Below are 24,494 nucleotides of genomic sequence, written 5' to 3' on the forward strand. Positions count from 1 at the left end.
CGCGGTGGGAGCCCGCCGGTCAGGAGAGGGTCCAGTTCTGGCTGGCGACGCCGACGCAGTCCCACAGGTGCGCGGCGGTGCCGTCGGCGGAGCTGCCGCCGACGACGTCCAGGCAGCGGCCGGAGGCGGGGTTGCGCAGCGTCCCGCCGGTCGCCGTCCAGTTCTGGGCACCGGTCCCGTTGCAGGTGTAGAGCTGCACCTTGGTGCCGTTGGCCGTGCCCGCGCCCGCGACGTCCAGGCACTTGCCGAGCGCCCTGAGCGTCTGGCCGGTCACCGACCACCGCTGCGAGGCGGTGCCGTTGCAGGTGTAGAGCTGCACCTTGGTGCCGTCGGCGGTGGCGCCGCCGGCCACGTCCAGGCACTTGCCCGCCAGGCCGGTGATCTGCCCGCCGGGAGTGGCCGCGCCGGACGCCAGCGTGAAGCTGTCCACGTCGAACAGCGCGCCCGCGGCGCCCTTGGCCACCAGGTACAGCGTGGTGGCGCCGGCCGGGCCGCCCGACAGCGGCGCGGTGACGTTCTGGAAGGTCTCCCAGCCGCCGGTCACCGGCACCGTCGCCGTGCCGAGCAGGGTTCCGGTGGCGGACCCGGCCCGGACCTCCAGCCTGCCGCCGACGCCGCCCGAGGAGACGCGCGCGGTGATCGAGGTCACCGCGCCGAGCGCGTAGGGCTGGAAGGCGATCCAGTCGTTGTTCTCGATGTTGCCGACCGTCCTGCCGCCCTCGGCCGCGGTCTTGGTGATCGGGTCCACGCCCGAGGAGGTGCCGTAGTGCTCGGCCTGCCGGTGCCGGGGCTGCAGCGTGGCCTGGATCCTGCCGGTGATGCCTCCGGCGTCGGTGTACTCGGCGTCCAGGACGCCGAAGGTGTTCGCCTCGGTGGAGTGCTCACCGTCGACGGAGGTGGGGATCGTGCCGGTGCAGCCGTTGCGCGAGGTGATCGCGTGCCCGTGGCTGTCGTGGCCGAGCAGGTAGGTCACCTTGACCCGGGAGCAGTCGATCGTCCCGTCCTCGGGGTCGGCGACGGTGACCGTGTACGCGACGGTGTCGCCGAAGGTGAACAACTGCCCGTTGACGGGCGTGGTGATCGTCACCCGGGGGGCGGTGTTGCCGACCGTCACGGTGACGTTCGCCGTCCCGGTCGCGCCCGCGGGGTCGGTCACGGTGAGCGTGGCGGAGTAGGTGCCGTTGGCGGTGTAGGTGTGGGAGGGGTTGGCCGCCGTGGAGGTGCCGCCGTCGCCGAACGCCCACGAGTAGCGCAGCGCGCCGCCCTCGGGGTCGGAGGAGCCCGCCGAGGAGAACGCCACGGTGAGCGGCGCCTGGCCGGAGGTGGGGTCGGCCGCGGCCCTGGCCGTCGGCGCCCGGTTGCCGCCCCCGATGTGCTCGATGCGGTACAGCGCGGAGTTGGCGTCGCCGCCGAAGTACCCGGTGCCGTAGTCGAGGACGTACAGCGCGCCGTCCGGGCCGAACGCGGAGTCCATGACCTGCTTGCCGGTGAAGGGGAAGCCGTCGATGGCGCCGCGCGAGCCGTCGGCGTTCACCGTGACCGTCTTGATCCAGCCGCGGCCGAACTCGGCGGCGAAGAAGTCGCCGTTCAGGCTCTGGGGGAACTTGACGGCCGAGTTCAGCGCGGCGTCGTAGCGGTAGACGGGGCCGGCCATCGGGGACTCCGAGCCCCCGCCGAACTCCGCCGGGGAGCCCTGGTCGCCGCCGTACCTGATCCAGGCGGGCTTGGCGGCCGGGAGGCGCGCCGCGCCGGTGTTGCGGAAGGAGTTGTTGGCCGGCCCGCCCGCGCAGTCGTACTTGGGGCCGGAGGCGCCGGTGGCGAAGTCGTACTCGGTGTAGGTCTCGGCGGCGGTGTTGCTCCCGGTGCAGTACGGCCAGCCGTAGAAGCCGGGGCCGGTGATCCGGTTGAACTCCACCTGGCCCGAGGGCCCCCGGGCGGCGGTGGAGGTGCCGGAGTCGGGGCCGTAGTCGCCGACGTACACGACGCCGGTGGCCTTGTCGACGCTCATCCGGAAGGGGTTGCGGAAGCCCATGGCGTAGATCTCGGGCCGGGTGTTCGCCGTGCCGGCCGGGAACATGTTGCCCGCCGGGATCGTGTAGCCGCCGGCGGCGGTCACCTTGATCCGCAGCACCTTGCCGCGCAGGTCGTTGGTGTTGGCGGAGCTGCGCTGGGCGTCGAAGACGGGGTTGCGGTCGGCGCGCTCGTCGATCGGGCTGTAGCCGTCGGAGGCGAACGGGTTGGTGTCGTCGCCCGTGCTCAGGTACAGGTTCCCGGCGGCGTCGAAGTCGATGTCCCCGCCGACGTGGCAGCACATGCCGCGGTCGGCCGGGACGTCCAGCACCTTGACCTCGCTGCCGGCCTGGATCTGCCAGCCGCTGGTGAGGGTGAACCGGGAGAGCCGGTTGACCCCCTGCCACGCCGACCAGTTCGTCCCGCTCGCCGGGGCGTCGCCGGCCGGGGTGGTCAGCGGGGGCGCGTAGTAGAGGTAGATGTACCGGTTGGCGGCGAACCCGGGGTCGGCCGCGACGCCCTGGAGCCCCTCCTCGTCGTGGCTGTACACCGGGATCGTCCCCACCACCGAGGTGGTGCCGGCCGCGTCGGTGCGCCGCAGGGTGCCGTTGCGCGAGGTGTGGAGCACCGAGCGGTCGGGGAGCACGGTGAGCGACATGGGCTCGCCCATCTCGCCCACGCCCTTCGCCAGGGTGACCTGCTGGTAGTCCGCCGGGTTCACGGGCGCGGCCTGTGCCGCGACCGGGCCCTGCGCCGCGGCGAACACCGCGCCGAAGGCCATGAGGACGATGGCCAGTGCCGCCCTCGGCGTTCGTCTTGTCCTGTACTGCACGCGGGGAAGCCGCCTCTCCGTCTTGGGGGGTGATGCCGCCGGCACCGCTGGTGCCCGTGGCATGGCTGCCGGCCCGGGAAGGGCCGGAGGGGGGGACGCGTGATCGCCTCGGCGCGGCCGGCGCCGCCCGAGGTCGGGGAAGGTCGGCATGGTGGAGGACGGGCGGGCACCCGGGGACGGCACGGCGGCGCCCGACGCGCGGGCACCGGGGCGGGGCCGCCCGCGGCATGTCACCGCGCGGGGACGGCCGCCGACGCGGCCGCTCGGGGCGGTGGACCGGTGGAAGAAGCGAGGGGACCGCTCAGGACGGCCGTCCGCTCGGGGCGTGGGCCGCTCGGCGCGGTGATCGGCTCAGAGCCGTGAGGTGCTCACGGGGGTGCGTGAGCGGGAGTCGCCGAACCTGCGTGATGGTGCCGTATCGGGGATGACATGATCGTTCTCCTTCCCTGGCCGTCCGGCCAGGCAAGGCGCGCGCCGCCGCGCCATCGGGCCCCGGTGCCGTCGCGACACCGGTGCCCGCACCGTCTGCTCGTCCTCCCCTGTCGTCCTGGGGAGGTGCTCGCCCGGGGCGGGACCGCACGGTCCACCGGGCGCGACGGCCGGTGCCGCACCGGCCGGTGATCGTCGCCCGACGGAGCCATCAGGCCCGCCTTTCGTACAATTTGTTTCGCAAGGGTTACGGTGTGCGCACGCAGGGACCGCTATTGCCGTGACTGTAAGGGCTTTCGCCCGCTTCGTCCACCCTTTGCCCGGCTATTTCATGACTTTTGTTAAAACGAGCAGAAGTCGGCTAGTCGGCTCGGCATGCGCCCCCGCCCAGCCGCCGGAAAAGGAGGATCCGGCCGTCATCGCCGCGGCTCGTTGACGCAGCGCAGCACCGGGTACGCGACCAGCGCGGCGAGGTCGAGCCCTTCGGGCGCCCGCACCCGGAAGGTGACCGCCTCCCCCGGCAGCAGCGTGACGAGCATGTCGTCCACCTCCGCCGCCGGGTCCAGCCGGTCGGGGAACAGCGCCAGCTCCCGCACGACCGTACGCGCGGTCACGGTGACCTCGGCCCCGCCGGGCACCGGCACCGCGGAGGCCTCGAACCGGGCCTCGGGGAAGGCCACCTCGGTGTCCTCGGCGTAGAACCGCAGGGCGCTCTCGCCGCCCAGCCGGACGGTCAGCAGCTCCCGGGTGCGCTCGCCCGCCACCGCGAGCGCCTCGGGCAGCGGCACGGCCACGGTGCCCCGGGCCGGCACCGCGACCGGGAACACGCCCTCGGCCAGCGGCTCGCCGTCCAGCGAACGGCGGGTGACCGACAGCTCCCCGGACCACTCCGCCGCCCCGTCGTTGACCACGACGACCGTCTTGTCGTGAACGACCAGCAACCGGTCGGCGTAGACCCGGCGCAGCGCGTACCACAGGGGCTTGCGGCGCGCGTCGCCGTCGACGGCCGCCCAGGAGACGACCGGCCAGCAGTCGTTGAGCTGCCAGACCACCGTGCCCATGCAGTGCGGCGCCTGCGAGCGGAAGTGCTCGATGCCGAAGGCGACGGCGCGCGCCTGGTTGAGCTGGGTGAGGTAGTGCCAGTCGTCGAAGGCGGCCGGAGCCGGGGCCGGAAGGTGGTCGCCGAGGCCGCGCAGCAGCTTGGCCGAGCCGTCGGCCGCTTTCTGGTGGTGCGCCATCCCGGGCGAGCCGGGCGTCAGCGGGTCGTCGGTGAGCGCGCGGCGCAGGGTGGCGTAGGCGGGCGGGCCCTGGAAACCGAACTCCGCCACGTAGCGCGGCCGGTAGGCCCCATAGGCCAGGTAGTCCTCGCGGTTCCAGACGTCCCAGATGTGGACGGTTCCGGCGGAGGGGTCGTTGGGCGGCAGCTCGGGCGCGCCGGAGTACGGGCTGCCCGGCCAGTAGGGGCGGGTCGGGTCGAGCTCGGCGACCACGCGGGGCAGCAGGCCGAAGTAGAAGCCCTCGCCCCAGGTGCGTCCCTCCAGCTTCTCGCGCCAGCCCCAGTCGGCGAAGCCTTCGAGGTTCTCGTTGTTGCCGTTCCACAGCACCAGGCTGGGGTGCGGAGCCAGGCGGGCGACGTTCTCCCTTGCCTCGGCCTCGACCTCGGAGGCGAACGGCTCCTCCTCGGGGTAGGCGGCGCAGGCGAAGGGGAAGTCCTGCCACACCAGCAGCCCGCGCTCGTCGCAAAGGTCGTAGAAGTCCTCGCTCTCGTACAGGCCGCCGCCCCAGACGCGCAGCAGGTTGAGGTTGGCCCCGCACGCCTGCTCGACGCGCCGCTCCAGGCGCTCGCGGGTGACGCGGGAGGGGAAGCAGTCGTCGGGGATCCAGTTGGCGCCCCGGGTGAACACCGGCACGCCGTTGACGACGAACGCGAACGCGCCGCCCTCCCGGTCCAGCCGCAGCGACCGGAAACCGATCCGCCGGGTCCACACGTCCAGCGCCCCGGCGTCCGCCTCCGGGGCCAGGGTGGCGGGCTGCCGTCCGTCGTGCCGGGCGCCCTCCTCCGGAGTGGCCGCCCGCGCCCCCAGGCGCACGGTGAGCGGGTACAGCGGCTGGTCGCCGTACCCGCGCGGCCACCACAGGCCGGGCTCGGGGACGGTGAGCGTGAGGACGGCGTCGCGCTCCCCCGGGGCGAGCCGCACCTCGGCGGAGGCGCCCGCCATCGAGGCGGTGACGGTCAGCGGCAGATCCCGCTCCCCCGCGCGTTCCACGCTGACGTGCACCTCCACGCGTCCCGCGCCGCCGTCCACGGTGACCAGCGGGCGCACCTCGGCCAGGCGCGCGCCGCTCCAGGTGTGCAGGCCGACGGGCCGCCAGATGCCCGAGGTGACGAGGGTGGGCCCCCAGTCCCAGCCGAAGTTGGCGGCCATCTTGCGGATGAACTGGTACGGCTCGTCGTAGGAGGCGGGCAGGTCGCCGAGCTCGGCCCGCCGCTCCTCGGCGTAGGCGTAGGGCGAGCCGAACACGACCTCCAGCGTGTTGCGGCCCTCGCGCAGCAGGTGGCGCACGGGGAAGCGGTAGGAGCGGTGCATGTTGGCCGTGGCGGCGACCTCGGCGCCGTTGAGCAGCACGGTGGCCACGGTGTCCAGGCCGTCGCAGACCAGGTCGGCCCGGTCGCCGGCGCCGTCGGCCCGCCAGGTGAACTCGGTGGTGTAGGACCAGGCGGTCCGGCCGATCCAGGTGAGCCGCTTCTCGTTGTCGTCCAGGTAGGGGTCGTCGATGAGGCCCGCGGCCAGCAGGTCGGTGTGCACGCACCCGGGGACCGTGGCCGGGACGCCGGCGACGTCCACCTCGTCCGAAACGGCGGTGAGGGTCCAGCCGTCGCGCAGCGGACGGTACATGCTCACGGAATCTCCTTCTGGGCGGCCCCCGGCCGGCCACGAGTCCGCGCGCGAGAGCCTACTGAACCGGTCAAGTAGTGCGAAAGTACGGCGCGCCCATCCGGCGTGTCAACGACAGGCCGGCGGGCGGGCCGATCTTTACCGCTCCCGGTTCAGCCCGGACGGACGTCCAGCCGCCCACCGTGGCGCGGCGGCGTGCCGCCCGCCCGTGCGAAGGGCGCGACGGCCCGGTGCCGTACGGCGTAGTAGGGTACCGCTCCTGCGTGGTCTGGACCTGTCAAGCGAGGGGCCTGTGAAGCGACCGACGATCGCCGACATCGCGCGGCAGGCGGGCGTCTCCAAGGGCGCGGTGTCGTACGCCCTGAACGGCCAGCCGGGGGTGTCGGCCGCCACACGGGCGCGCATCCTGGCCATCGCCGGCGAGATCGGCTGGCGGCCGAACAGCGCGGCGCGCGCCCTGAACGGCGCCAAGGCCGACACCGTGGGCCTCGCGCTGTGCCGTCCCGCACGCGTCCTGGCGGTCGAGCCGTTCTTCATGGAGCTGGTCAGCGGCATCGAAGGCGAGCTGTCGGCCCGCTCCTGCGCCCTGATGCTCCAAGTGGTCGCCGACCACGACGCGGAGATGGCGGTGTACCGCCGCTGGTGGGGCGAGGCCCGCGTCGACGGCGCGATCCTGGTCGACCTGCACTTCGCGGACGCCCGCGTGCGCGAGATGGAGTCGCTGGGGATGCCCGCCGTGGTGCTGGGGCACCCGTCGGAGGCCGGCGCGCTCGTGCCCGTCTGGTCCGACGACGGCGCGGCCGTCCGCGAGACCGTCGCGCATCTGGCCGCGCTGGGCCACCGCCGCGTCGCGCGTGTGGCGGGCCTGCCGGAGCTGGTGCACACCGCGCTGCGCGACCGGGCCTTCGACCACGCCTGCGCCGAGCTCGGCCTGGCGTGTGCGGACACCGTGACCGTGCACACCGACTACACCGGCGAGGAGGGGGCCCGGGCGACCAGGCGGCTGCTCAGCGCGCCCCGGCGGCCCACCGCCGTCCTGTACGACAACGACATCATGGCCGTGGCCGGCCTGTCGGCGGCCCGGGAGATGCGCCTGGACGTTCCGGACGACCTGTCCATCGTCGCCTGGGACGACTCGGCGCTGTCGCGGGTGGTGCGTCCGCCGCTGACCGCCCTGAGCCGCGACATCGCGGCCTACGGCGCCCACGCCGCCCGGCGCCTGCTGGCCCTGATCGCCGGCGAGCACGTAACCGGCTACGAGGACCGTGCCCCCCACCTGACCCCCCGCGCCAGCACCGCTCCCCCACCCCGCCCCTGACCCCCACCCCCCAGACACCGCACACAGCCGACACAACACCCGACCGGACACCGCACCCGACCGGCACCGCACACGACGACCGGCACCGCGGACGGCACCGCACCCGACCGGCACCGCGCCAACCTCCGTTCCGTGCCTGTACCCCCGCACAGGCCTCGCCCCAAACCGGCGCCGCGTCGGCGACAAGCCGTGCGAAGAAGACGGCGCCGCCGTACGGCGGGTCACCCTGCGAACCTCCAGGACCGCACCGGCCGCCACCCCGCCCCACGAAGCGCCTGCGACCGGCGCGTCGGTGAGGTGGGAACCGCAGCCGATCGCCTCGCCACGCCGCACGCGGTCGTCGGCGGCTGGGAGGACCGCCTGCGCCACCGTGGCGCGGACCGAGGCCGAGGGTCGCCCTTCACGGAGCGCGCCGGAGGCACCCTCTCCGAGGAGCGCGGATTGACGGCGGGCGGTTGATCGCGACGAGGGGAACGGCGTGCGGGGCCGGGTGGGGCGTGAACGGCGAACGCCGCGCCGAGGGGTCGGCGCGGCGTTCGGGGGGAGATCGGTCAGCGGGCGTAGCCGCGGCCGCCGGTGCGCTCGGCGGAGCCGGCGCCCGGACGGCCGCCGCGGCGGCCGGAGCCGCCGCGCCTGGCGCCGCCCTCGGGGCGGGCGCCGGGCGAGCCGGCGTCGGACCGGCGGCCCGGGAGGTCGCCGTCCCTGCGCGTGTCACGGCGCTCGCCGTCCTGCGACCTGTCGTGGAAGCGGCGCGGGCGGCGGTCGCCGCCGTGGCCGTCTCCGGCGCGGCCGGGACGCTTGGCGACCCGGGCGACGGGCTCCCACACGGGGATCTCGACGCCGCTCGGCCGCTGGGCGCCGGCGACCTCGGCGAGGCGGGGGTGCCCCGGCGTGGCGTTGAGGCGGGTCGGCCGGACTCCGGCGCGGCGCGTCATCGTCTCGGTGGAGCGGCGCTCGTTGGGCAGCACCAGGGTCAGAACGGTGCCGCGCTCCCCCGCGCGGGCCGTGCGGCCGCCGCGGTGCAGGTAGCTCTTGTGGTCCATCGGCGGGTCGACGTGCAGCACGAGGCTGACGTCGTCGACGTGGATGCCGCGGGCGGCGACGTCGGTGCACACGAGCACGCCGATGCCGCCCTCCTTGAACTCCGCGAGGATGCGCGTGCGCTGGTTCTGCCGCTTGCCGCCGTGCAGGCCCGCGGCGCGGACGCCGACCCGGGCGAGCTGCTTGACCAGGCGGTCGACGCCGTGCTGGGTGCGCGCGAAGATGATCGTGCGGCCCTCGCGGTTGGCGATCTCGGCGGTGACGGCGAACTTGTCGTCGCGGGTGACCTGGAGCACGTGGTGCTCCATCGTGTCGACCGACGAGGTGGCCGGCGCCAGCGAGTGCGTCACCGGGTCGGCGAGGAACCGGCGGACGAGCTTGTCGACGTCGCCGTCGAGCGTGGCGGAGAACAGCAGCCGCTGGCTGTCGGCCGGCGTGCGGGCGAGCAGCGCGCTCACCACGGGGAAGAAGCCGAGGTCGCACATGTGGTCGGCCTCGTCGATGACGGTGACCTCGATGTCGTCCAGCGAGCACTCGCCCTGCTGGACGAGGTCGGTGAGCCGCCCGGGGGTGGCGACGACGATCTCGACGCCGCGCCGCAGCGCGTCGATCTGGCGTCCCATCGACATGCCACCGACGACGGTCTTCATGCGGAGGTTCAGGCCTCGGCCGAGCGGCTCCAGGGCGTCGGTCACCTGCATCGCCAGCTCACGCGTGGGGACGAGGACCAGGGCGCGGGGACGGCCGGGGGCGGCCTTGACGCCGGCGACCCTGACCATGGTGGGCAGGCCGAAGGCGAGGGTCTTGCCGGAGCCGGTCTGCCCGCGGCCGAGCACGTGCCGGCCGGCGAGGATGTCGGGGATGGTGGCCCGCTGGATGGGGAACGGGCTGGTGATGCCCTGCCGGGCGAGCCCGGTGATCAGCGGCTTGGGGAGTCCGAGCAGGAGGAACTCCTGCATCGGCTGGTCGGACACCGCCTCGCCGTGCGGCGCGGTCGGCGCCGCCTGGTCGTACCCGGGCCCGGTCGGGGCGTCAGCGGGCATGGCGACGTTAATGCTGGTCACGTTTGGTCGTGCCTTTCGATCGAAGAGACTCGGCACGTCACTTCTGCGAAAGGACGAGCCAGACGGTGTACGGCGGGCGCCGTACGGGGGAAAGCGGGTGCCTACGCGGGCACTCCGAGCGGTGCGTCAGGTCGCTCTACGCGAACACCACTCATCAATGGTCACCCACAGTCTACCGGAAGCCGGCCCTCCCGCGATCACGCGGGGCGGGTACAGCCCGGGAACAGGGCCGCGGCCTGGGGTACGACGGCGGGTGTCGCCCGCCCGGCGACCTCGCCGGCCAGGCCGGCCGGCCCGCCGCCGCGAGGTGCCCGGCGCACCGCGTGCGCGGGCCCTGGTGCGGGCGCCACGGGCCTGGGCCCGCCCTCGGTGGAACGGGGGCGGCCAGGAGCCCCGGCCGCGCGCACGGCACCTCACAGGGCCCGCGGGACGGGCGCTGACCGTGCCCCGGGCACGGCACGCGCCGCGGGCGGCGGGCGCCGTCCCGCGCGGGGTCGGGCGTCAGACGTTGAAGCCGAGCATGCGCAGCTGCTCGCGACCGTCATCGCTGATCTTGTCGGGGCCCCACGGGGGAAGCCACACCCAGTTGATCTTGACGTCGGAGACCATGCCCTCCAGCGCCGAGTGGGCCTGCTCCTCGATCACGTCGGTCAGCGGGCACGCCGCGCTGGTCAGCGTCATGTCGAGCGTCGCGACCGGCGCCGCGCCGGGCTCGCCGGCGTCGAGGTTGACTCCGTACACCAGGCCGAGGTCGACCACGTTGACGCCCAGCTCGGGGTCGACGACGTCCTTGAGCGCCTCCATGACCTCCTCATGGCTGGTGTCTCCGTCGAATCCGACAGGGGTCTCCACCGGCTTGCTCACGCCGTCTCCTCACCTTCGGGCACACCCGCCGCGTCCGCGGCGGGATCAGCGTCCCAACGCCCAACGTACCGGCTCACGCGGAACTCCGCGCCACCGCGTCCTTGTAGGCCATCCAGGCCAGCAGTGCGCACTTGACCCGGGCGGGGAACTTGGCCACACCCGAGAAGGCCACGGCGTCGCCCAGGACGTCCTCGTCGGCCTCGACCTTCCCCCGGCCCTGCATCAGGCGGGTGAACTCGTCGACGATCACGAGGGTGTCCTTGACGGCCGAGCCCGTGGCCAGCTCGTGCAGCACGGAGGCCGCGGCCTGGCTGATCGAACAGCCCTGGCCGTCGTAGGAGACGTCCTCCACCTTGCCGCCGTCGCCCAGCTTCACCCGCATCGTGACCTCGTCACCGCAGGTCGGGTTCACGTGGTGGACTTCGGCATCATAGGGAGCCCTCAGGCCGCGGCCCTGTGGGTGCTTGTAGTGCTCCAGGATCAGCTCCTGGTACATGGACTCGGCGATCATCATCTACCCGAAAATCTTGGCGACGTGGTGGAGGCCGCGGACCAAGGCGTCGATCTCGTCCGTGGTGTTGTACAGGTAAATAGACGCTCGCGTGGTCGCCGGTATTCCGAAGCGCAGATGCAGCGGACGCGCGCAGTGGTGCCCCACCCGGACGGCGATCCCGAAGTGGTCGTCGAGGACCTGGCCGACGTCGTGCGGGTGGACCCCGGGGATGGTGAACGACAGCGTGCCGCCCCGGTCCTCGGCGGTCTGCGGCCCGATGACGCGCAGGCCCGGGAACTCGCCCAGCGCCCGCAGGCCGTACTCCGTGAGGTCGTGCTCGTGGCGGCGGATGTCCTCCATGCCGACCGACGTCAGGTAGTCGACGGCCGCGCCCAGCCCGATCGCCTCGACGATCGGCGGGGTGCCGGCCTCGAACTTGTGCGGCACCGGGGCGAAGGTCGAGTGGTCCATCCAGACCGCCTCGATCATCTCGCCGCCGCCCAGGAACGGAGGCATGGCCTCCAGCAGCTCCCGGCGGCCCCACAGCACGCCGATGCCGGACGGGCCGACCATCTTGTGCCCGGTGAACGCCACGAAGTCGACGCCCAGCGCGGCCACGTCCACCTGCCGGTGCGGCACCGACTGGGAGGCGTCGAGCATCATCAGCGCGCCGACCTGGCGCGCCCGCGCGAGCACGGGGGCGACCGGGTTGATCGTCCCGAGGACGTTCGACTGGTGGACGATCGACACGATCTTGGTGCGCTCGTTGACCAGCTCGTCGAGCGACGAGAGGTCGAGACGGCCCTCGTCGGTCACCGAGAACCACCGCAGCTTCGCGCCGGTGCGCTGCGCCAGGAGCTGCCACGGCACGATGTTGGAGTGGTGCTCCATCTCGGAGATGACGATCTCGTCGCCGGGCCCCATGCGGAACCGCTCGTCGGCGCAGGTGGGATTGCCGAAGGCGTACGCCACCAGGTTGAGCGCCTCGGAGGCGTTCTTGGTGAAGACGACCTCGTCGCGCTCGGGCGCCCCGACGAAAGCGGCGATCTTGTCGCGCGCCGACTCGTACGCCTCGGTCGACTCGCTGCCCAGCGCGTGCATGGCGCGGCCGACGTTGCTGTAGTGCTGCTCCAGGTGATCACGCATGGTATTGATCACATGAGTGGGCTTCTGGGAGGAGTTGCCCGAGTCAAGATAGACCAGCGGCCTGCCGCCGGGCAGCTCGCGGGAGAGGATCGGGAAGTCCTTCCTGATCCTCTCCACGTCGAACATGCTTCCAGTCATGCACTCGCCTTCGTGTAACGCTCGTAGCCCTCGGCTTCGAGCTTGTCGGCCAGCTCCGGGCCGCCCTCTTCGACGATCCTGCCGCCCGCGAAGACGTGCACGTGGTCGGGCTTCACGTAGCGCAGGATCCGGGTGTAGTGGGTGATCAGCAGCACGCCGGTGTCGCCGGCGGCGCCGAAGCGGTTCACCCCTTCGGAGACGACGCGCAGGGCGTCGACGTCGAGGCCGGAGTCGGTCTCGTCGAGGATCGCGATCTTCGGCTTGAGCAGTTCGAGCTGCAGGATCTCGTGGCGCTTCTTCTCGCCGCCGGAGAACCCCTCGTTCAGGTTGCGCTGCGCGAAGGAGGCGTCGATGGCCAGCGCGTCCATGCCCTGCTTGAGCTCCTTGGTGAACAGGCGCAGCTTGGGCGCCTCACCTCGGACGGCGGTCACGGCGGTGCGCAGGAAGTTGGCCACCGACACGCCTGGGACCTCGACGGGGTACTGCATGGCCAGGAACAGCCCGGCGCGCGCGCGCTCGTCCACCGTCATCGCCAGCACGTCCTCGCCGTCGAGCGTGACCGCGCCCGAGGTGATGGTGTACTTCGGGTGGCCGGCGATGGCGTAGGCGAGCGTCGACTTGCCCGAGCCGTTGGGCCCCATGATGGCGTGGATCTCTCCCGACCGCACCGTCAGGTTGACGCCGCGCAGGATCTCCTTCGTGTCTACGGAGACGTGAAGGTCGCGAATTTCCAAGGTGGACACTTAGGACTCCCCATTTTCAGCGTTCTCAGTGCCGTCCAGCGAGACGAGCACGTCGTCGCCGTCGAGCATCACTCGGTAGACGGCGACGGGTCTCGTCGCCGGAGGCCCGGTCGGCTTGCCGGTGCGGATGTCGAAGCACGAGCCGTGCAGCCAGCACTCCAGCGTGTCGTCGTACACCTCGCCCTCGCTCAGCCTCACCTCGGCGTGCGAGCAGACGTCGTGCAGGGCGAACACCTCGCCGTCCCTGCGGACGATCGCCACCGGACGTCCCTGGACCTCCACGCCGGCGACGCCGCCGTCGGGGATGTCTGACAGGGAGCAGACTTTCACGAACGTCATCGCGCGAGCTCCGCCTCCACCGCCGCCATCACGCGGTCGCGGATCTCCTGGACCTCGATCTTCTCGATCAGCTGGGCGAAGAACCCCCGGATGACCAGGCGGCGCGCCTCGTCGTACGGGATGCCCCGGGCCTGCAGGTAGAACGTGTGCTCGTCGTCCAGGCGGCCGGACGCCGAGGCGTGGCCCGCGCCGGTGACCTCGCCGGTGAGGATCTCCAGGTTGGGCACCGAGTCGGCGCGGGCGCCGTCGGTGAGCAGGAGGTTGCGGTTGAGCTCGTAGGTGTCGGTGCCGGTGGCCTCGACGCGGATGACCACGTCGCCGATCCACACGGCGTGCGCCTCGTCGCCCTGCAGCGCGCCGCGGTAGTCGACGTTGCTGCGGCAGTCGGGCACGGAGTGGTCGACCAGCAGGCGGTGCTCGATGTGCTGGCCGGCGTCGACGAAGTACAGGCCGCTCAGGTCGGCGTCGCCGCCGCGCCCGGCGTAGGACACCGAGGGCGACAGGCGCACGAGGTCGCCGCCGAGGGTGACGACGAAGCTCTTGAACGTGGCGTCCTTGCCCAGGCGGGCGTGGTGCTGCGAGACGTGCACGGCGTCGGCGGCCCACTCCTGCAGGCTGACGACCTTGAGCGTCGCGCCGTCGCCGACGGAGAACTCGACGTTGTCGGCGTACACCGCGCTGCCCTGGTGGTCGAGCACGACCACGGCCTCGGCCAGGGGCTCGACCACGACCACGATGTGGCCGTAGGCGACTCCGGGCCGGTCGCCGCGGAGGCTGACCACGGTGGCGCCGGAGGCGACGGCCTCCTTGGGCACCGTGATCACGGTGGCCTTCTCGAAGGAGGAGTACGCCTGGGCGCTCACGCGGTCGGTCGGGGTGTAGGCCCGGCCCACGCGCGGGTCGTCGCGGCCGACGGTCTCGACCGTCACCTCGGGCGCGGGGCGCACCTCGACGACGACGTTGCCCGACACGGCGGCGCTGCCGTCGTGCAGGCCGCGCAGCCGGGACAGCGGGGTGAACCGCCACATCTCCTCACGCCCGCTGGGGACGGGGAAGTCGTCCAGGTTGTAGGACGACACCGCGTGCACCGCGGACTGGGGCTTGGAGTCGAGGCCCATGATCAGCCCACCGCTCCTTCCATCTGCAGCTCGATGAGCCGGTTGAGCTCGAGCGCGTACTCCATGGGCAGCTCGCGCGCGATGGGCTCCACGAAGCCGCGCACGATCATCGCCATGGCCTCGTCCTCGCTCATGCCACGGCTCATGAGGTAGAAGAGCTGGTCGTCGGAGACCTTGGAGACCGTGGCCTCGTGCCCCATGGAGACGTCGTCCTCGCGGACGTCGACGTAGGGGTAGGTGTCGGACCGGCTGATCTGGTCGATGAGCAGGGCGTCGCACTTGACGGTGGACGCCGAGCCGGCCGCGCCCTCCTCGATCTGCACGAGACCGCGGTAGGACGTGCGCCCGCCGCCCCGGGCGACCGACTTGGAGATGATCGTCGAGGAGGTCTTCGGCGCGAGGTGGACCATCTTGGCGCCGGCGTCCTGGTGCTGGCCCTCGCCGGCGAACGCGACGCTCAGCGTCTCGCCCTTGGCGTGCTCGCCCATGAGGTAGACGGCGGGGTACTTCATCGTGACCTTGGACCCGATGTTGCCGTCGACCCACTCCATGGTCGCGCCCTCGTAGGCGACGGCGCGCTTGGTGACCAGGTTGTAGACGTTGTTCGACCAGTTCTGGATGGTCGTGTAACGGCAGCGGGCGTTCTTCTTCACGATGATCTCCACGACCGCGCTGTGCAGCGAGTCGGAGGAGTAGACCGGCGCCGTGCAGCCCTCGACGTAGTGGACGTAGGAGCCCTCGTCGACGATGATCAGCGTGCGCTCGAACTGGCCCATGTTCTCGGTGTTGATCCGGAAGTAGGCCTGGAGCGGGATGTCCACCTGGACGTTCGGCGGCACGTAGATGAACGAGCCCCCCGACCACACCGAGCTGTTCAGCGAGGCGAACTTGTTGTCGCCGACCGGGATGACCGAGCCGAAGTACTCCTTGAACAGCTCTGGGTGCTCCCGCAGACCGGTGTCGGTGTCGAGGAAGATGACGCCCTTCTCCTCAAGGTCCTCACGGATCTTGTGGTAGACGACCTCGGACTCGTACTGAGCCGCGACGCCGGCGACCAGGCGCTGCTTCTCGGCCTCGGGGATGCCGAGCTTGTCGTAGGTGTTCTTGATGTCCTCCGGCAGTTCCTCCCAGGAAGCGGCCTGCTTCTCTGTGGAGCGCACGAAGTACTTGATGTTGTCGAAGTCGATGCCGCTGAGGTCGGAGCCCCAGTTGGGCATGGGCTTCTTGTTGAAGAGCCGAAGCCCCTTCAGGCGGAGGTCCAGCATCCACTCGGGCTCGTTCTTCAGCGCCGAGATGTTGCGGACGACCTCCTCCGACAGCCCTCGTCGCGCCGTAGCGCCGGCCACGTCGGTGTCGGCCCAGCCGAACCTGTAATTCCCGAGGCCTTCAAGCTCCGGGCGGTCGGTGACAGTCACCTTCCGGTCTCCTTGCTCGTGTCAGTCGCGTTGTGCGAAGTGCTCGTGGTCACGCCGGGGTCGTCCGGCGGTTCGTCCGTCGCGCTCCGCCGGGGGTTCACCGGCGCGTTCCGCTGTGATGCCAGCGCGGGGGAGCTCACATGGGTCGTGCAGACCCCGTCGCCGTGGGCGATGGTCGCGAGCCGTTGAACGGGCGTGCCGAGCAACCGCCCGAACGCCTCGGTCTCCGCCTCGCAGAGCTGCGGGAACTCCGCGGCCACGTGGGCCACGGGGCAGTGGTGCTGGCACAGCTGCTCGCCGCCGGACTTGGCCTCGGAGGCCGAGGCCGCGTAGCCGTCGGCCGTGAGCGCCTCGGCCAGCACGCGCACCCGCTGGTCGGCCGAGGCCTCGCGCATCGCCGGGCCGAGCCGCCTGATCAGGCCGCCGACCTGTGCTCTGGCGAACTCGCCGACGGCGTCCTCGCCCACCCGCTCGGCCAGGAAACGCAGCGCGCCCCCGGCCAGCCCATCGTAGGCGTGGACGAAGGCACCGCGGCCCGCGTCGGTGATCACGAACAGCTTGGCGGGACGACCCCGGCCACGCTGCACGCGCGGGCGCGCCGCACGAGGCTCTATCATTCCCTCGGCGAGCAACGCGTCCAGGTGGCGGCGCACGGCCGCCGGTGTCAGCCCGAGCCGCTCGCCGAGCGCGGCGGCGTTGATCGGGCCGTGTTCCAGGATCAGCCGAGCGACGCGCGCGCGAGTGCCACGCTCCGCGCCCTTCTCGGCGTTCGGTATCCCAGTCACGTTTTTCACAACATCAGTGTGCCGTAATTCCTTCCCGCGTTACAAGCCCGAGTCAGTCATGGAGCAATGGGGTTCATCACGAAGGGAAGGCTTACCTAACCTGCGGAAACGCCCGGTCAGGCCCTAGCGGGCGGGTAGCGGCGCGAGCACTCCGAAGGCGGCGCCCTGGGGATCGGCGAGCACCGCCCGGCGTCCCGCCGGGGAATCCTCCGGCGCGGCGAGCACGGCGCCGCCGCGACCGGACGCGAGATCGGCGGCCGCGTCGCAGTCGCGCACGGCGAAGAAGGACAGCCACCCGGCCGGCGCGCGCGCGTCCCCCGCGGGACGCATCCCCGCGACGGCGCGGCCGTCCACCAGCCACTCCACGCCCTCGGCGCCCCGCGCGCCCCGCGAGGCCCAGCCGAAGACGTGCGGGTAGAACGCCCTGGCCTCCTGGGGGTCGGGCGAGCGCAGCTCGGCCCAGCACAGCGCCCACGGCTCGCCGACCAGCCGGGCGCCGTGGTGCCGTCCGGCCTGCCAGACCATGAAGGCCGCCCCCGCCGGGTCGTGGAAGAGGGCGGTGACGCCCTCCTCGAAGACCTGGACCGGCCCGATCACGACGGCGCCCCCGGCCTCCTTGACCCTGGACTCGACGGACTCGGCGTCGCCGGTCGCGACGTAGAGGCTCCATTCGGCCGCGCCCCGCGCGAACCGCGGCCCGATGCCGGCCACCAGCATGCCCCGTGAGGTGAACCGGCCGTACCCGCCGGCGTCGGGGTGCGGGTCGAACTGCGCGCGCCACCCGAACAACTCGCCGTAGAAGTCCACGGACGCGCCGACGTCGGGGCTCGACAGATCCACCCAGCAGGGAACGCCGTGCGGGTAACCGGTGCGCGTCGGCATGCCGACCTCCTTGACGCTCCAAGGGTCACACGGCGCGCCCGGCCCGGGCCGGGACGGCCCTGCGCCCTTGGCGGGAGGCGCCCTCAAGCTTTACCGGCGGGCGACGCGGGGCCACGGCCGACGCATGAACCGCCCGGCGTGGTCCCTAGACTCGTCATCATGGACTCCCCAGCCGTCGCGCTCGCCGGCTTGGTCAAGCGATACGGCCGCGCCGTCGCTCTCGACGGCCTCACGCTGCGGGCCGAACGGGGCGCCGTGACCGCCATCCTCGGCCCCAACGGCGCTGGCAAGACCTCAACGGTCGAGATCTGCGAGGGGTTCAGGAGGGCCGACGCCGGCACGGTGCGCGTCCTCGGCCTCGACCCGGTGCGCGACGCGGCGCGGCTGCGGCCCCGCGTGGGCATCATGCTGCAGTCCGGCGGCGTGCCCCCCGCGGCGCGGGCCGGCGAGTGGCTGCGCACGGTGTCGCGGTTCCACGCCCATCCCCTCGACTGGCGGGCCCTGCTCGCGCTGCTCGGGCTGGCCGAGCACGCCCGCACACCGTACCGGCGCCTGTCCGGAGGGCAGCAGCAGCGCCTGTCGCTGGCCGCCGCCGTCATCGGCCGGCCCGACCTGATCTTCCTCGACGAGCCCACCGCCGGCCTCGACCCGCAGGCCAGGCACGCCTGCTGGGAGGTCGTCCGCGAGCTGCGCGCCCGGGGCGTGTCCACCGTCCTCACGACCCACCACATGGACGAGGCCGAGAAGCTGGCCGACAAGGTGGTGATCATCGACAGGGGCGGGGTCGTCGCCGAGGGCAGCCCCCGGTCGCTCACCGGCGCCGAACGCCAGCTCCGCTTCCGGGCCCGGCCCGGCCTCGACCTGGAGGAGCTGCTCACCGCGCTTCCCATGGGCAGCACGGCCAAGGAGTCGCCGGTCGGCCACTACGTTATCGAGGGGCACGTCGGCCCCGAGCTGCTCGGAACGGTGACGGCCTGGTGCGCCTCCGAGGGCGTCACCGCCGACGACCTCAGCGTCGAGCGGCGCACCCTGGAGGACGTGTTCCTGGAACTGACAGGAAGAGAGCTACGGTGACCGCCCTGTACCGGCGCACTGCCCCCGAGCCGCCCCGATGACCGCCGCGCTCGACTTCACCCCGGCCCCCGGGGCCGCGCCGCTGCACCGCATGGTGCTCGCCCAGGCGGGGGCCGAGGTCCGTGCCGTGCTGCGCAACGGCGAGCAGCTCCTGCTCACGCTGATCATCCCGGTGCTGGTGCTCGTGGGCTTCTCCGCGGCCCCGCTGCTGGAGCTGCCGGGCCGGCGCGTCGACTTCGTCGCCCCCGGCGTGCTCGCCCTCGCCGTCATGTCCACGGCCTTCACCGGCCAGGCGATCGGCACCGGCTTCGAGCGGCGGTACGGCGTGCTGAAGCGTCTCGGCGCCACTCCCCTGTCGCGGGCGGGGCTGCTGCTGGCCAAGACGCTCGCGGTGATCGTCGTCGAGGCGCTGCAGGTGGTGGTGCTCGGCGCCGTCGCCCTGGCCATGGGCTGGCGCCCTCACGGGGGCCTGCTGTGGGCGGGCGCGCTGATCCTCGCCGGCACGGCCGCCTTCAGCGGCCTGGCCCTGCTCATGGCGGGCACGCTGCGCGCCGAGGCCACCCTGGCCGCGGCCAACCTGGTCTACCTGGTGCTGCTCGGCATCGGCGGGGTGGTGATCCCGGTGACGGCCTTCCCCGACGGCCTGCGCGCCGTCACCGACCTGCTGCCGATCACCGCGCTGACCGGCGGCCTGCGGTCGGTGCTCGGGGGCGAGAGCGGCCCGCCCGCGGCCGCGCTGCTGATCCTGCTGGCCTGGGCCGCCCTCAGCCTCGGTCTCGCCTCCCGGACCTTCCGCTGGGAGTGACGGCGGACCGGTCGACGTGACCCCCATCCCCTTTCGCCACCGTCCGGTCGCCCTGGCGCGTGCGGCCGCCGGCGCCGTGCCGCCGTCCGGGCTGGTGCTGCTGGCGGTGCTGTCGGTGCAGGTCGGCGCCGGACTCGCCAAGAACCTGTTCGCGACGCTGCCGCCGAGCGCCGTGGTGTTCCTGCGGATCGCCGCGGGCGCGATCATCATCGGCCTGGTGGCCCGGCCCCGGCTGCGCGGCCTCACCCGGCACGACCTGCTCGTGAGCGCCGGCTTCGGCCTGACGCTGGGGCTGATGAACCTCTTCTTCTACGAGAGCCTGGCCCGCATGCCGATCGGCATCTGCGTGACCATCGAGTTCATCGGCCCGCTCGGGGTCGCGGTCGCGGCCTCGCGCCGCCGCGTCGACCTGCTGTGGGCGGTGCTGGCCGCCGCGGGCATCCTGTTGCTCGCGCCCTGGGGCGGCTCCGACCGGCTGAGCTGGGTGGGCATGGGCTTCGCCGCGCTCGCGGGCCTGTGCTGGGCGGGCTACATCGTCATGTCGGCCGCCGCCGGCAGCCGGTTCCCGGGGGCCGCCGGGCTGTCGCTGGCCATGATCGTCGCGATGGCGCTGGTGGCCCCGCTCGGCGTCGCCTCCGGCGGCGCCGGCCTGCTCGACCCGCAGACCCTCCTGATCGGCGTGGGCGTCGGCCTGCTGTCCTCGGTGATCCCCTACAGCCTGGAGCTGGAGGCGCTGCGCCGGATGCCCAAGCGGGTGTTCGGCATCCTGATGAGCCTGGAGCCCGCCGCGGCCGCGCTCGTGGGGCTGATCATCCTCGGCGAGCTGCTGAACGCGCGCGAGTGGGCCGCGATCTGCTGCGTCGTCGTCGCCTCGGTCGGCGCCACCCGCTCCTCCTAACCGCCTAGCCGCGCCCCTCCCGGACCGGCGGAGCGCGGCCGGCCTCCGGCGCGCCGGTCACGCCCGGCTCCGGCGACCGCGACGCCCGCCCCGGACCGGCGGGCCGCTCCTCGTCCAAGGGGATGGCGACCGTCAGGGACGTGCCGCCTCCGGGCGGGCTTTCCAGGTCCAGCGTTCCGCCCAGCACCTCGACCCGGTCGCAGAGGCCGGCCAGGCCGGAGCCGCCCGCCGGGTCGGCGCCCCCCGCGCCGTCGTCGCGGATCGACAGCCGCAGGGTGGCGGGCCCGACCTCCAGGCCGACGTGCGCGTGGGACGCGCCGGAGTGCTTGGCCATGTTCGTGAGCGCCTCGGACACGATGAAGTAGACGGCGACCTCGACCCGCTCGGCCAGGCGCCGGTCGGCGTCCAGCGTCAGCTCGACCGGCACCGGGGAGCGGCGGGCGAGCATCTTGAGCGCGGGCCCGAGGCCGCCCCTGGACAGGATCGCCGGGTGCAGGCCGCGCGACAGCTCCTGCAGGTCGGCGATGACCCCCGAGAGCTGCCCCGTGGCGTCGGCGAGCCGCGACCGCAGCTCCGCCTGCTCGGGCGGCACGCCCGCCTCCACCGCCCGCAGCTCGATGCCGAGCGTCACCAGGCGCTGCTGTGTCCCGTCATGCAGGTCGCGCTCGATACGGCGGCGGGTGTCGTCGGCCGCCGCCACGGCCCGGGCGCGGGACGCGGCGAGCTGCCCGCGCACCTGCGCGTTCGACACGGCCGTCCCGAGCAGTTCGGTGAACTCGCGCATTCGCGTCTCCATCCCGGGCGCGGGCTCCGGGTCCTGGGACAGGGCGACCATCACCCCCCACAGCCGTCCCTCGACGGTGATGGGGATGCCGATGGCGGACCTGATCCCCCGCCTCCTGGCCCAGGCCGCGGCCTCGCCCTCGGCGGTGGCGTAGTCGGTCATCGAGGCGGCGCGGCCGGTGCGGCACACCAGCCCGGCGACGCCCGGCAGGTCGACCCGCCAGCGCCGGTCGCGGGCCCCCAGGAAGTCCGGCCCGTACACGCTCCATGAGCTGAGCGCCCGCAGCATGCCGTCGTGCTCGCACCGCGCGATCATCGTGTGCTGCACCCGCAGGACGCGCCCCACCTCGCCCACGACCGCGTCGAACAGCTCCTGGGGCGACACCCCGCGCGCGACCAGGGTGGCGACGCGGCGCAGGGCCGCCTGCTCCTCGGCGACGCGGTGCAGGTCGTCGCGGCTGGCCTGCAGGGCCCGCCCGACCTCGGCGCGGTCGCGGGCGGCGCTCAGCACCGCGGCCAGCCCGGGGACGATCCGTTCCGTCAGCCGGCGCAGCTGGGCCTCGGGCAGATCGGCCGGCAGCAGCAGCGTACCGACGGGCTTGCAGCCGTCGCGGATCGGCAGCGCCATGCGCCCGGGGCCGGGATCGGCCTCGCCGATCACGATGGCCGGCTCCTCCACTCCCAGCCGCTGCCCCAGACGGCGCCCCACCGTGCGCAGCGCCGACGGCAGGTGGTCGGTGCACAGAAGCACCCGGGACAGCTCGGAGGTGAGGTCGGCCTCGCCGCGGCGCTCCTCGGCGTCCAGCCGGTGCCGCTCGGCCGCGCGGCGGCGCTCGTCGGCGGCGCGGCGCCCGTCCTGGGCCTCGGCCGCCAGGGAACGGGCCACCGCCGCGACCGAACCGACCACCAGCGCGACGACGAGGAAGAGCAGGAGGGTCAGCCCGTCCTGGGCGTCACCCAGCCCGTCGTCGGCCGACGGGAGGTGGAAGTACCCGTAGAACAGCGCGCTGGTCACGGCGGTGACCACCCCGGCCCACAGGCCCCACACCACCGAGACGAGCAGCACGCCCAGCAGGTAGACGACGCCCAGGGAGTCGGCGGGGGCGTAGGGCTTCAGGAGGTGGACCGCGGCGGTCTCGGCCAGCAGGCACCCGGCCGCGACCAGCACCGCCGCCACCAGGGGTGGCCGCGCCGGGCTCAGCAGCAGGTGCGGGCACCGGAACACATCCTCAACTTACGCCCGCGCCACCGGGGACGGCCGGTCAGGGCGGGGTATGGGCCCCAGGTGAGGGCGATGCTCCGGCCGCTCCGCCGCCCGAGGGGGCGGTGGGCCTCGGGCCCGGCGATGACGGCATTCCGGGCGCGTCCGGGTGACGCCCACGGCGGGGGCAGGTGATGCGCAGATGCCGACGACGACGGGCGGCGGGAACGCCGGCTCGGGACGAACGCGGGTCGCGGTGGCCGACGACGACGTCCTGCTGCGCGAAGGCCTGGCGAGCCTGCTCGAACGGTCGGGCTTCGAGGTCGCGGGCCTGGCGGGCGACGCCTCGGAGCTTCTCGCGCTCGCCCGCGAGCGGCGTCCCGACGTGATCGTCGTCGACATCCGGATGCCTCCGGAGCACACGACCGAGGGCCTTGAGGCGGCGCGGGTGATCCGCGGGGAGTGCCCGGACACGGGCATCCTCCTGCTGTCGGCGCACGTCGAGGTCGAGCAGGCGATGGAGCTGCTGGCCACCGGCCACGCGGTCGGCTACCTGCTGAAGAGCCGGGTGATGGACGTCGGCGACTTCATGGAGAGCGTCCGGCGGGTCGCGCAGGGGGGCGCGGTCGTCGACCCCAGCCTGGTGCGCGAACTGGTCGCGGCGCGACACCGGGACGACCCTCTGGACCAGCTCTCCGAGAGGGAACGCGAGGTGCTCGCCCTGATGGCCGAGGGCCGGTCGAACGCGGGCATCGCCCGCCGCCTGTGGATCACCGAGGGCACCGTGGAGAAGCACGTCCGCAGCATCATGTCCCGGTTGCGGCTGACCGAGGCGCCGGACGACCACCGGCGCGTCCTGGCCGTCATCACGTTCCTGGAGGCCCGCTGAGCGCGGCCTCGCCGTCGCCGCAGTGCCTGCGCAGGATGGCCGCGATGACGGAGGCCGACAGGTCGGTCTTCGGCAGGAAGGCCAGCGCGGAGCTGTCCTCGACCATGTCCGCGAAGTCGCACTCGGCGCGGGCGGAGATCATGATGACGGGGGACGGGCCGCACCGGGCGCCGCCGGTGAGCCGGGCGGCCAGGTCGAAGCCGTCCTCGTCGCCGAGGTCGACGTCCACCAGCGCCACGTCGGGCCTGAGCTCCCGCTGGCGGGCGAGGGCGTCGGCCCCGGTGGAGGAGACGGCCACGACCTCGACCCCCTCATGCTCCAGCACGCGGCGGGCGATCCTCAGGAACTGGTGGTCGTCGTCGACGATGAGGCAGCGCAACGTCACCCCCCCAGCGTCCCAGCCCGGCGGGCCGGGGCGCATTGCAGCTAGCGGGAAGGTGCCGGCCCAGCTGGCCTCCCGCGCGGATGGGCGCTGCCGTCGAAGACGGGAGGCGTTCCGCGGAGCATCGTGGTGGCATGACCCCCACCGGCCGCGACCGGCCGGGCGGGGGACGGCACACGATCCGCACACGATCCGCGCGAGCGAGGAACGGGGGAACGGCATGACCAGGAGGACGGGCGCGGCGGCCAGAGCCTTCGCGACGGTCGCCGGGCTGAGCCTGGTGACCGCCCCTTCGAGGGCTCTCGACCGCGCCGGCGCCCAGATCCGCATGGACTCCGCCGACCGGCCGGCCGTTCCGCCCGGCGCGCGGGAGGCCGTGCTCCCGGCCACGCGGGCCTCGGGCCGCCGCCGCGGGCGGTCGTGGCCGCGACCGCGCGGGCCGGCCCGGCTCGCCTCACCGGACGGCCCGCGGCCGCGGGCGCTCGGGCTGGTGGGATGGCTCGCCGAGCTGGTCGCCGTCGCCTCGCCCGGCTGCCGTCGCGCGCGGGCGTCGTGGGTCCTGCCGCAGGACGTGGCGTCGGTCCCCCGGGCGCGGCGGCTGGTGCGAGCGCGGCTCGACGGGTGGGGCCTGCGGGTGGAGCTCGAGGTCACCGAGCTGCTGGTGACCGAGCTGGTCGCCAACGCCCTGCGCCACGCCGACGGGGAGCCCGTCCTGACGCTGACGTACACCTGCGGCAGGCTCCGGTGCGAGGTACGGGACACCGGCTCCGGCCGTCCCCTGGCCGCCGCCGACGCCGACCCCTACGACGAGACGGGCCGCGGGCTGCACCTGGTGGAGGTCCTGTCGCGCCGCTGGGGCGTGGAGCCCGCGAACCCGGGCAAGTCCGTCTGGTTCGAGGTCCCCGTCCACGCGGGTCAGGACGGCCTCGGCTGTCCCTGACCGGCGGC

20 protein-coding genes are annotated in these 24,494 nt (G+C 73.4%); 6 read left to right on the top strand and 14 right to left on the bottom strand.

What is annotated here, in order from left to right:
* Positions 1-19 precede the first annotated feature (19 nt).
* Entirely contained in the window at positions 20-2,842 is a 2,823-nt protein-coding gene (locus PYR91_RS32745) for a lectin (RefSeq protein WP_279786208.1), read from the bottom strand.
* Between the two features lie 845 nt (positions 2,843-3,687).
* A complete protein-coding gene (locus PYR91_RS32750) occupies positions 3,688-6,174 on the bottom strand; it encodes a glycoside hydrolase family 2 protein (protein ID WP_279786209.1) in 2,487 nt (828 codons plus the stop codon).
* 286 nt (positions 6,175-6,460) lie between these two features.
* Here PYR91_RS32750 and PYR91_RS32755 point away from each other — a divergent pair, with 286 nt between their 5' ends.
* Positions 6,461-7,486, top strand: a complete 1,026-nt coding sequence (locus PYR91_RS32755) for a LacI family DNA-binding transcriptional regulator (protein ID WP_279786211.1) — start codon at positions 6,461-6,463, stop codon at positions 7,484-7,486.
* 551 nt (positions 7,487-8,037) lie between these two features.
* Here PYR91_RS32755 and PYR91_RS32760 read toward each other — a convergent pair.
* The 10 genes from PYR91_RS32760 to PYR91_RS32805 all read right to left on the bottom strand — a co-directional run bounded on the left by PYR91_RS32760 (position 8,038) and on the right by PYR91_RS32805 (position 17,514).
* The gene (locus PYR91_RS32760) at positions 8,038-9,591 is read right to left on the bottom strand and encodes a DEAD/DEAH box helicase (protein WP_279786212.1); all 1,554 of its coding nucleotides are present in this window, start codon (positions 9,589-9,591) and stop codon (positions 8,038-8,040) included.
* A gap of 501 nt (positions 9,592-10,092) precedes the next feature.
* Positions 10,093-10,395, bottom strand: coding sequence for a metal-sulfur cluster assembly factor (locus PYR91_RS32765; protein ID WP_279786416.1), 303 nt, complete (start codon positions 10,393-10,395; stop codon positions 10,093-10,095).
* 133 nt (positions 10,396-10,528) lie between these two features.
* Positions 10,529-10,966 (bottom strand): Fe-S cluster assembly sulfur transfer protein SufU, encoded by a 438-nt coding sequence (gene sufU, locus PYR91_RS32770; RefSeq protein WP_279786418.1) that lies wholly within the window; start codon positions 10,964-10,966, stop codon positions 10,529-10,531.
* 3 nt (positions 10,967-10,969) lie between these two features.
* A complete protein-coding gene (locus PYR91_RS32775) occupies positions 10,970-12,232 on the bottom strand; it encodes a cysteine desulfurase (protein ID WP_279786213.1) in 1,263 nt (420 codons plus the stop codon).
* Positions 12,229-12,975, bottom strand: coding sequence for a Fe-S cluster assembly ATPase SufC (sufC, locus tag PYR91_RS32780; RefSeq protein WP_279786214.1), 747 nt, complete (start codon positions 12,973-12,975; stop codon positions 12,229-12,231). Before sufC ends, PYR91_RS32775 begins: the two co-directional genes overlap by 4 nt.
* Positions 12,976-13,314, bottom strand: coding sequence for a non-heme iron oxygenase ferredoxin subunit (locus PYR91_RS32785; RefSeq protein ID WP_279786216.1), 339 nt, complete (start codon positions 13,312-13,314; stop codon positions 12,976-12,978).
* Positions 13,311-14,432, bottom strand: coding sequence for a Fe-S cluster assembly protein SufD (sufD, locus tag PYR91_RS32790; RefSeq protein WP_279786218.1), 1,122 nt, complete (start codon positions 14,430-14,432; stop codon positions 13,311-13,313). Before sufD ends, PYR91_RS32785 begins: the two co-directional genes overlap by 4 nt.
* Positions 14,433-14,434: 2 nt before the next feature.
* Positions 14,435-15,847, bottom strand: a complete 1,413-nt coding sequence (gene sufB / locus PYR91_RS32795; protein ID WP_279786220.1) for a Fe-S cluster assembly protein SufB — start codon at positions 15,845-15,847, stop codon at positions 14,435-14,437.
* Entirely contained in the window at positions 15,844-16,623 is a 780-nt protein-coding gene (locus tag PYR91_RS32800; protein WP_279786420.1) for a transcriptional regulator, read from the bottom strand. The genes sufB and PYR91_RS32800 overlap by 4 nt, the downstream gene beginning before the upstream one ends.
* Positions 16,624-16,755: 132 nt before the next feature.
* On the bottom strand, positions 16,756-17,514 hold the full coding sequence (locus tag PYR91_RS32805; protein ID WP_279786222.1) for a VOC family protein: 759 nt from the start codon (positions 17,512-17,514) through the stop codon (positions 16,756-16,758).
* 159 nt (positions 17,515-17,673) lie between these two features.
* On the opposite strand from PYR91_RS32805, the gene PYR91_RS32810 reads away from it, so the two are divergent.
* Genes PYR91_RS32810 through PYR91_RS32820 form a run of 3 tightly spaced genes read left to right on the top strand, consistent with a single transcriptional unit; the run spans position 17,674 to position 20,291 of the window.
* Positions 17,674-18,588, top strand: coding sequence for an ABC transporter ATP-binding protein (locus PYR91_RS32810; protein WP_279786224.1), 915 nt, complete (start codon positions 17,674-17,676; stop codon positions 18,586-18,588).
* Positions 18,589-18,625: 37 nt separating this feature from the next.
* Positions 18,626-19,393 (top strand): ABC transporter permease, encoded by a 768-nt coding sequence (locus PYR91_RS32815; protein ID WP_279786226.1) that lies wholly within the window; start codon positions 18,626-18,628, stop codon positions 19,391-19,393.
* Positions 19,394-19,409: 16 nt separating this feature from the next.
* Positions 19,410-20,291, top strand: a complete 882-nt coding sequence (locus PYR91_RS32820; RefSeq protein ID WP_279786229.1) for an EamA family transporter — start codon at positions 19,410-19,412, stop codon at positions 20,289-20,291.
* Positions 20,292-20,295: 4 nt separating this feature from the next.
* On the opposite strand, the gene PYR91_RS32825 is transcribed toward PYR91_RS32820, so the two are convergent.
* Positions 20,296-22,299 carry a DUF4118 domain-containing protein gene (locus PYR91_RS32825; RefSeq protein ID WP_279786231.1) on the bottom strand — a complete coding sequence of 668 codons (2,004 nt, stop codon included), beginning with the start codon at positions 22,297-22,299 and terminating at the stop codon, positions 20,296-20,298.
* Between the two features lie 178 nt (positions 22,300-22,477).
* On the opposite strand from PYR91_RS32825, the gene PYR91_RS32830 reads away from it, so the two are divergent.
* Positions 22,478-23,164 carry a response regulator transcription factor gene (locus PYR91_RS32830; protein WP_279786233.1) on the top strand — a complete coding sequence of 229 codons (687 nt, stop codon included), beginning with the start codon at positions 22,478-22,480 and terminating at the stop codon, positions 23,162-23,164.
* Here the strand turns inward: PYR91_RS32830 and PYR91_RS32835 are convergent.
* Positions 23,142-23,549: a response regulator gene (locus PYR91_RS32835; protein ID WP_279786235.1), complete on the bottom strand. Its 408-nt coding sequence runs from the start codon at positions 23,547-23,549 to the stop codon at positions 23,142-23,144. The genes PYR91_RS32830 and PYR91_RS32835 overlap by 23 nt on opposite strands.
* A 217-nt stretch (positions 23,550-23,766) precedes the next feature.
* Here PYR91_RS32835 and PYR91_RS32840 point away from each other — a divergent pair, with 217 nt between their 5' ends.
* Positions 23,767-24,486, top strand: a complete 720-nt coding sequence (locus PYR91_RS32840) for an ATP-binding protein (protein WP_279786237.1) — start codon at positions 23,767-23,769, stop codon at positions 24,484-24,486.
* Positions 24,487-24,494 lie beyond the last annotated feature (8 nt).

It is taken from the genome of Sphaerisporangium sp. TRM90804, assembly GCF_029846175.1.
Taxonomy (GTDB): domain Bacteria; phylum Actinomycetota; class Actinomycetes; order Streptosporangiales; family Streptosporangiaceae; genus Sphaerisporangium.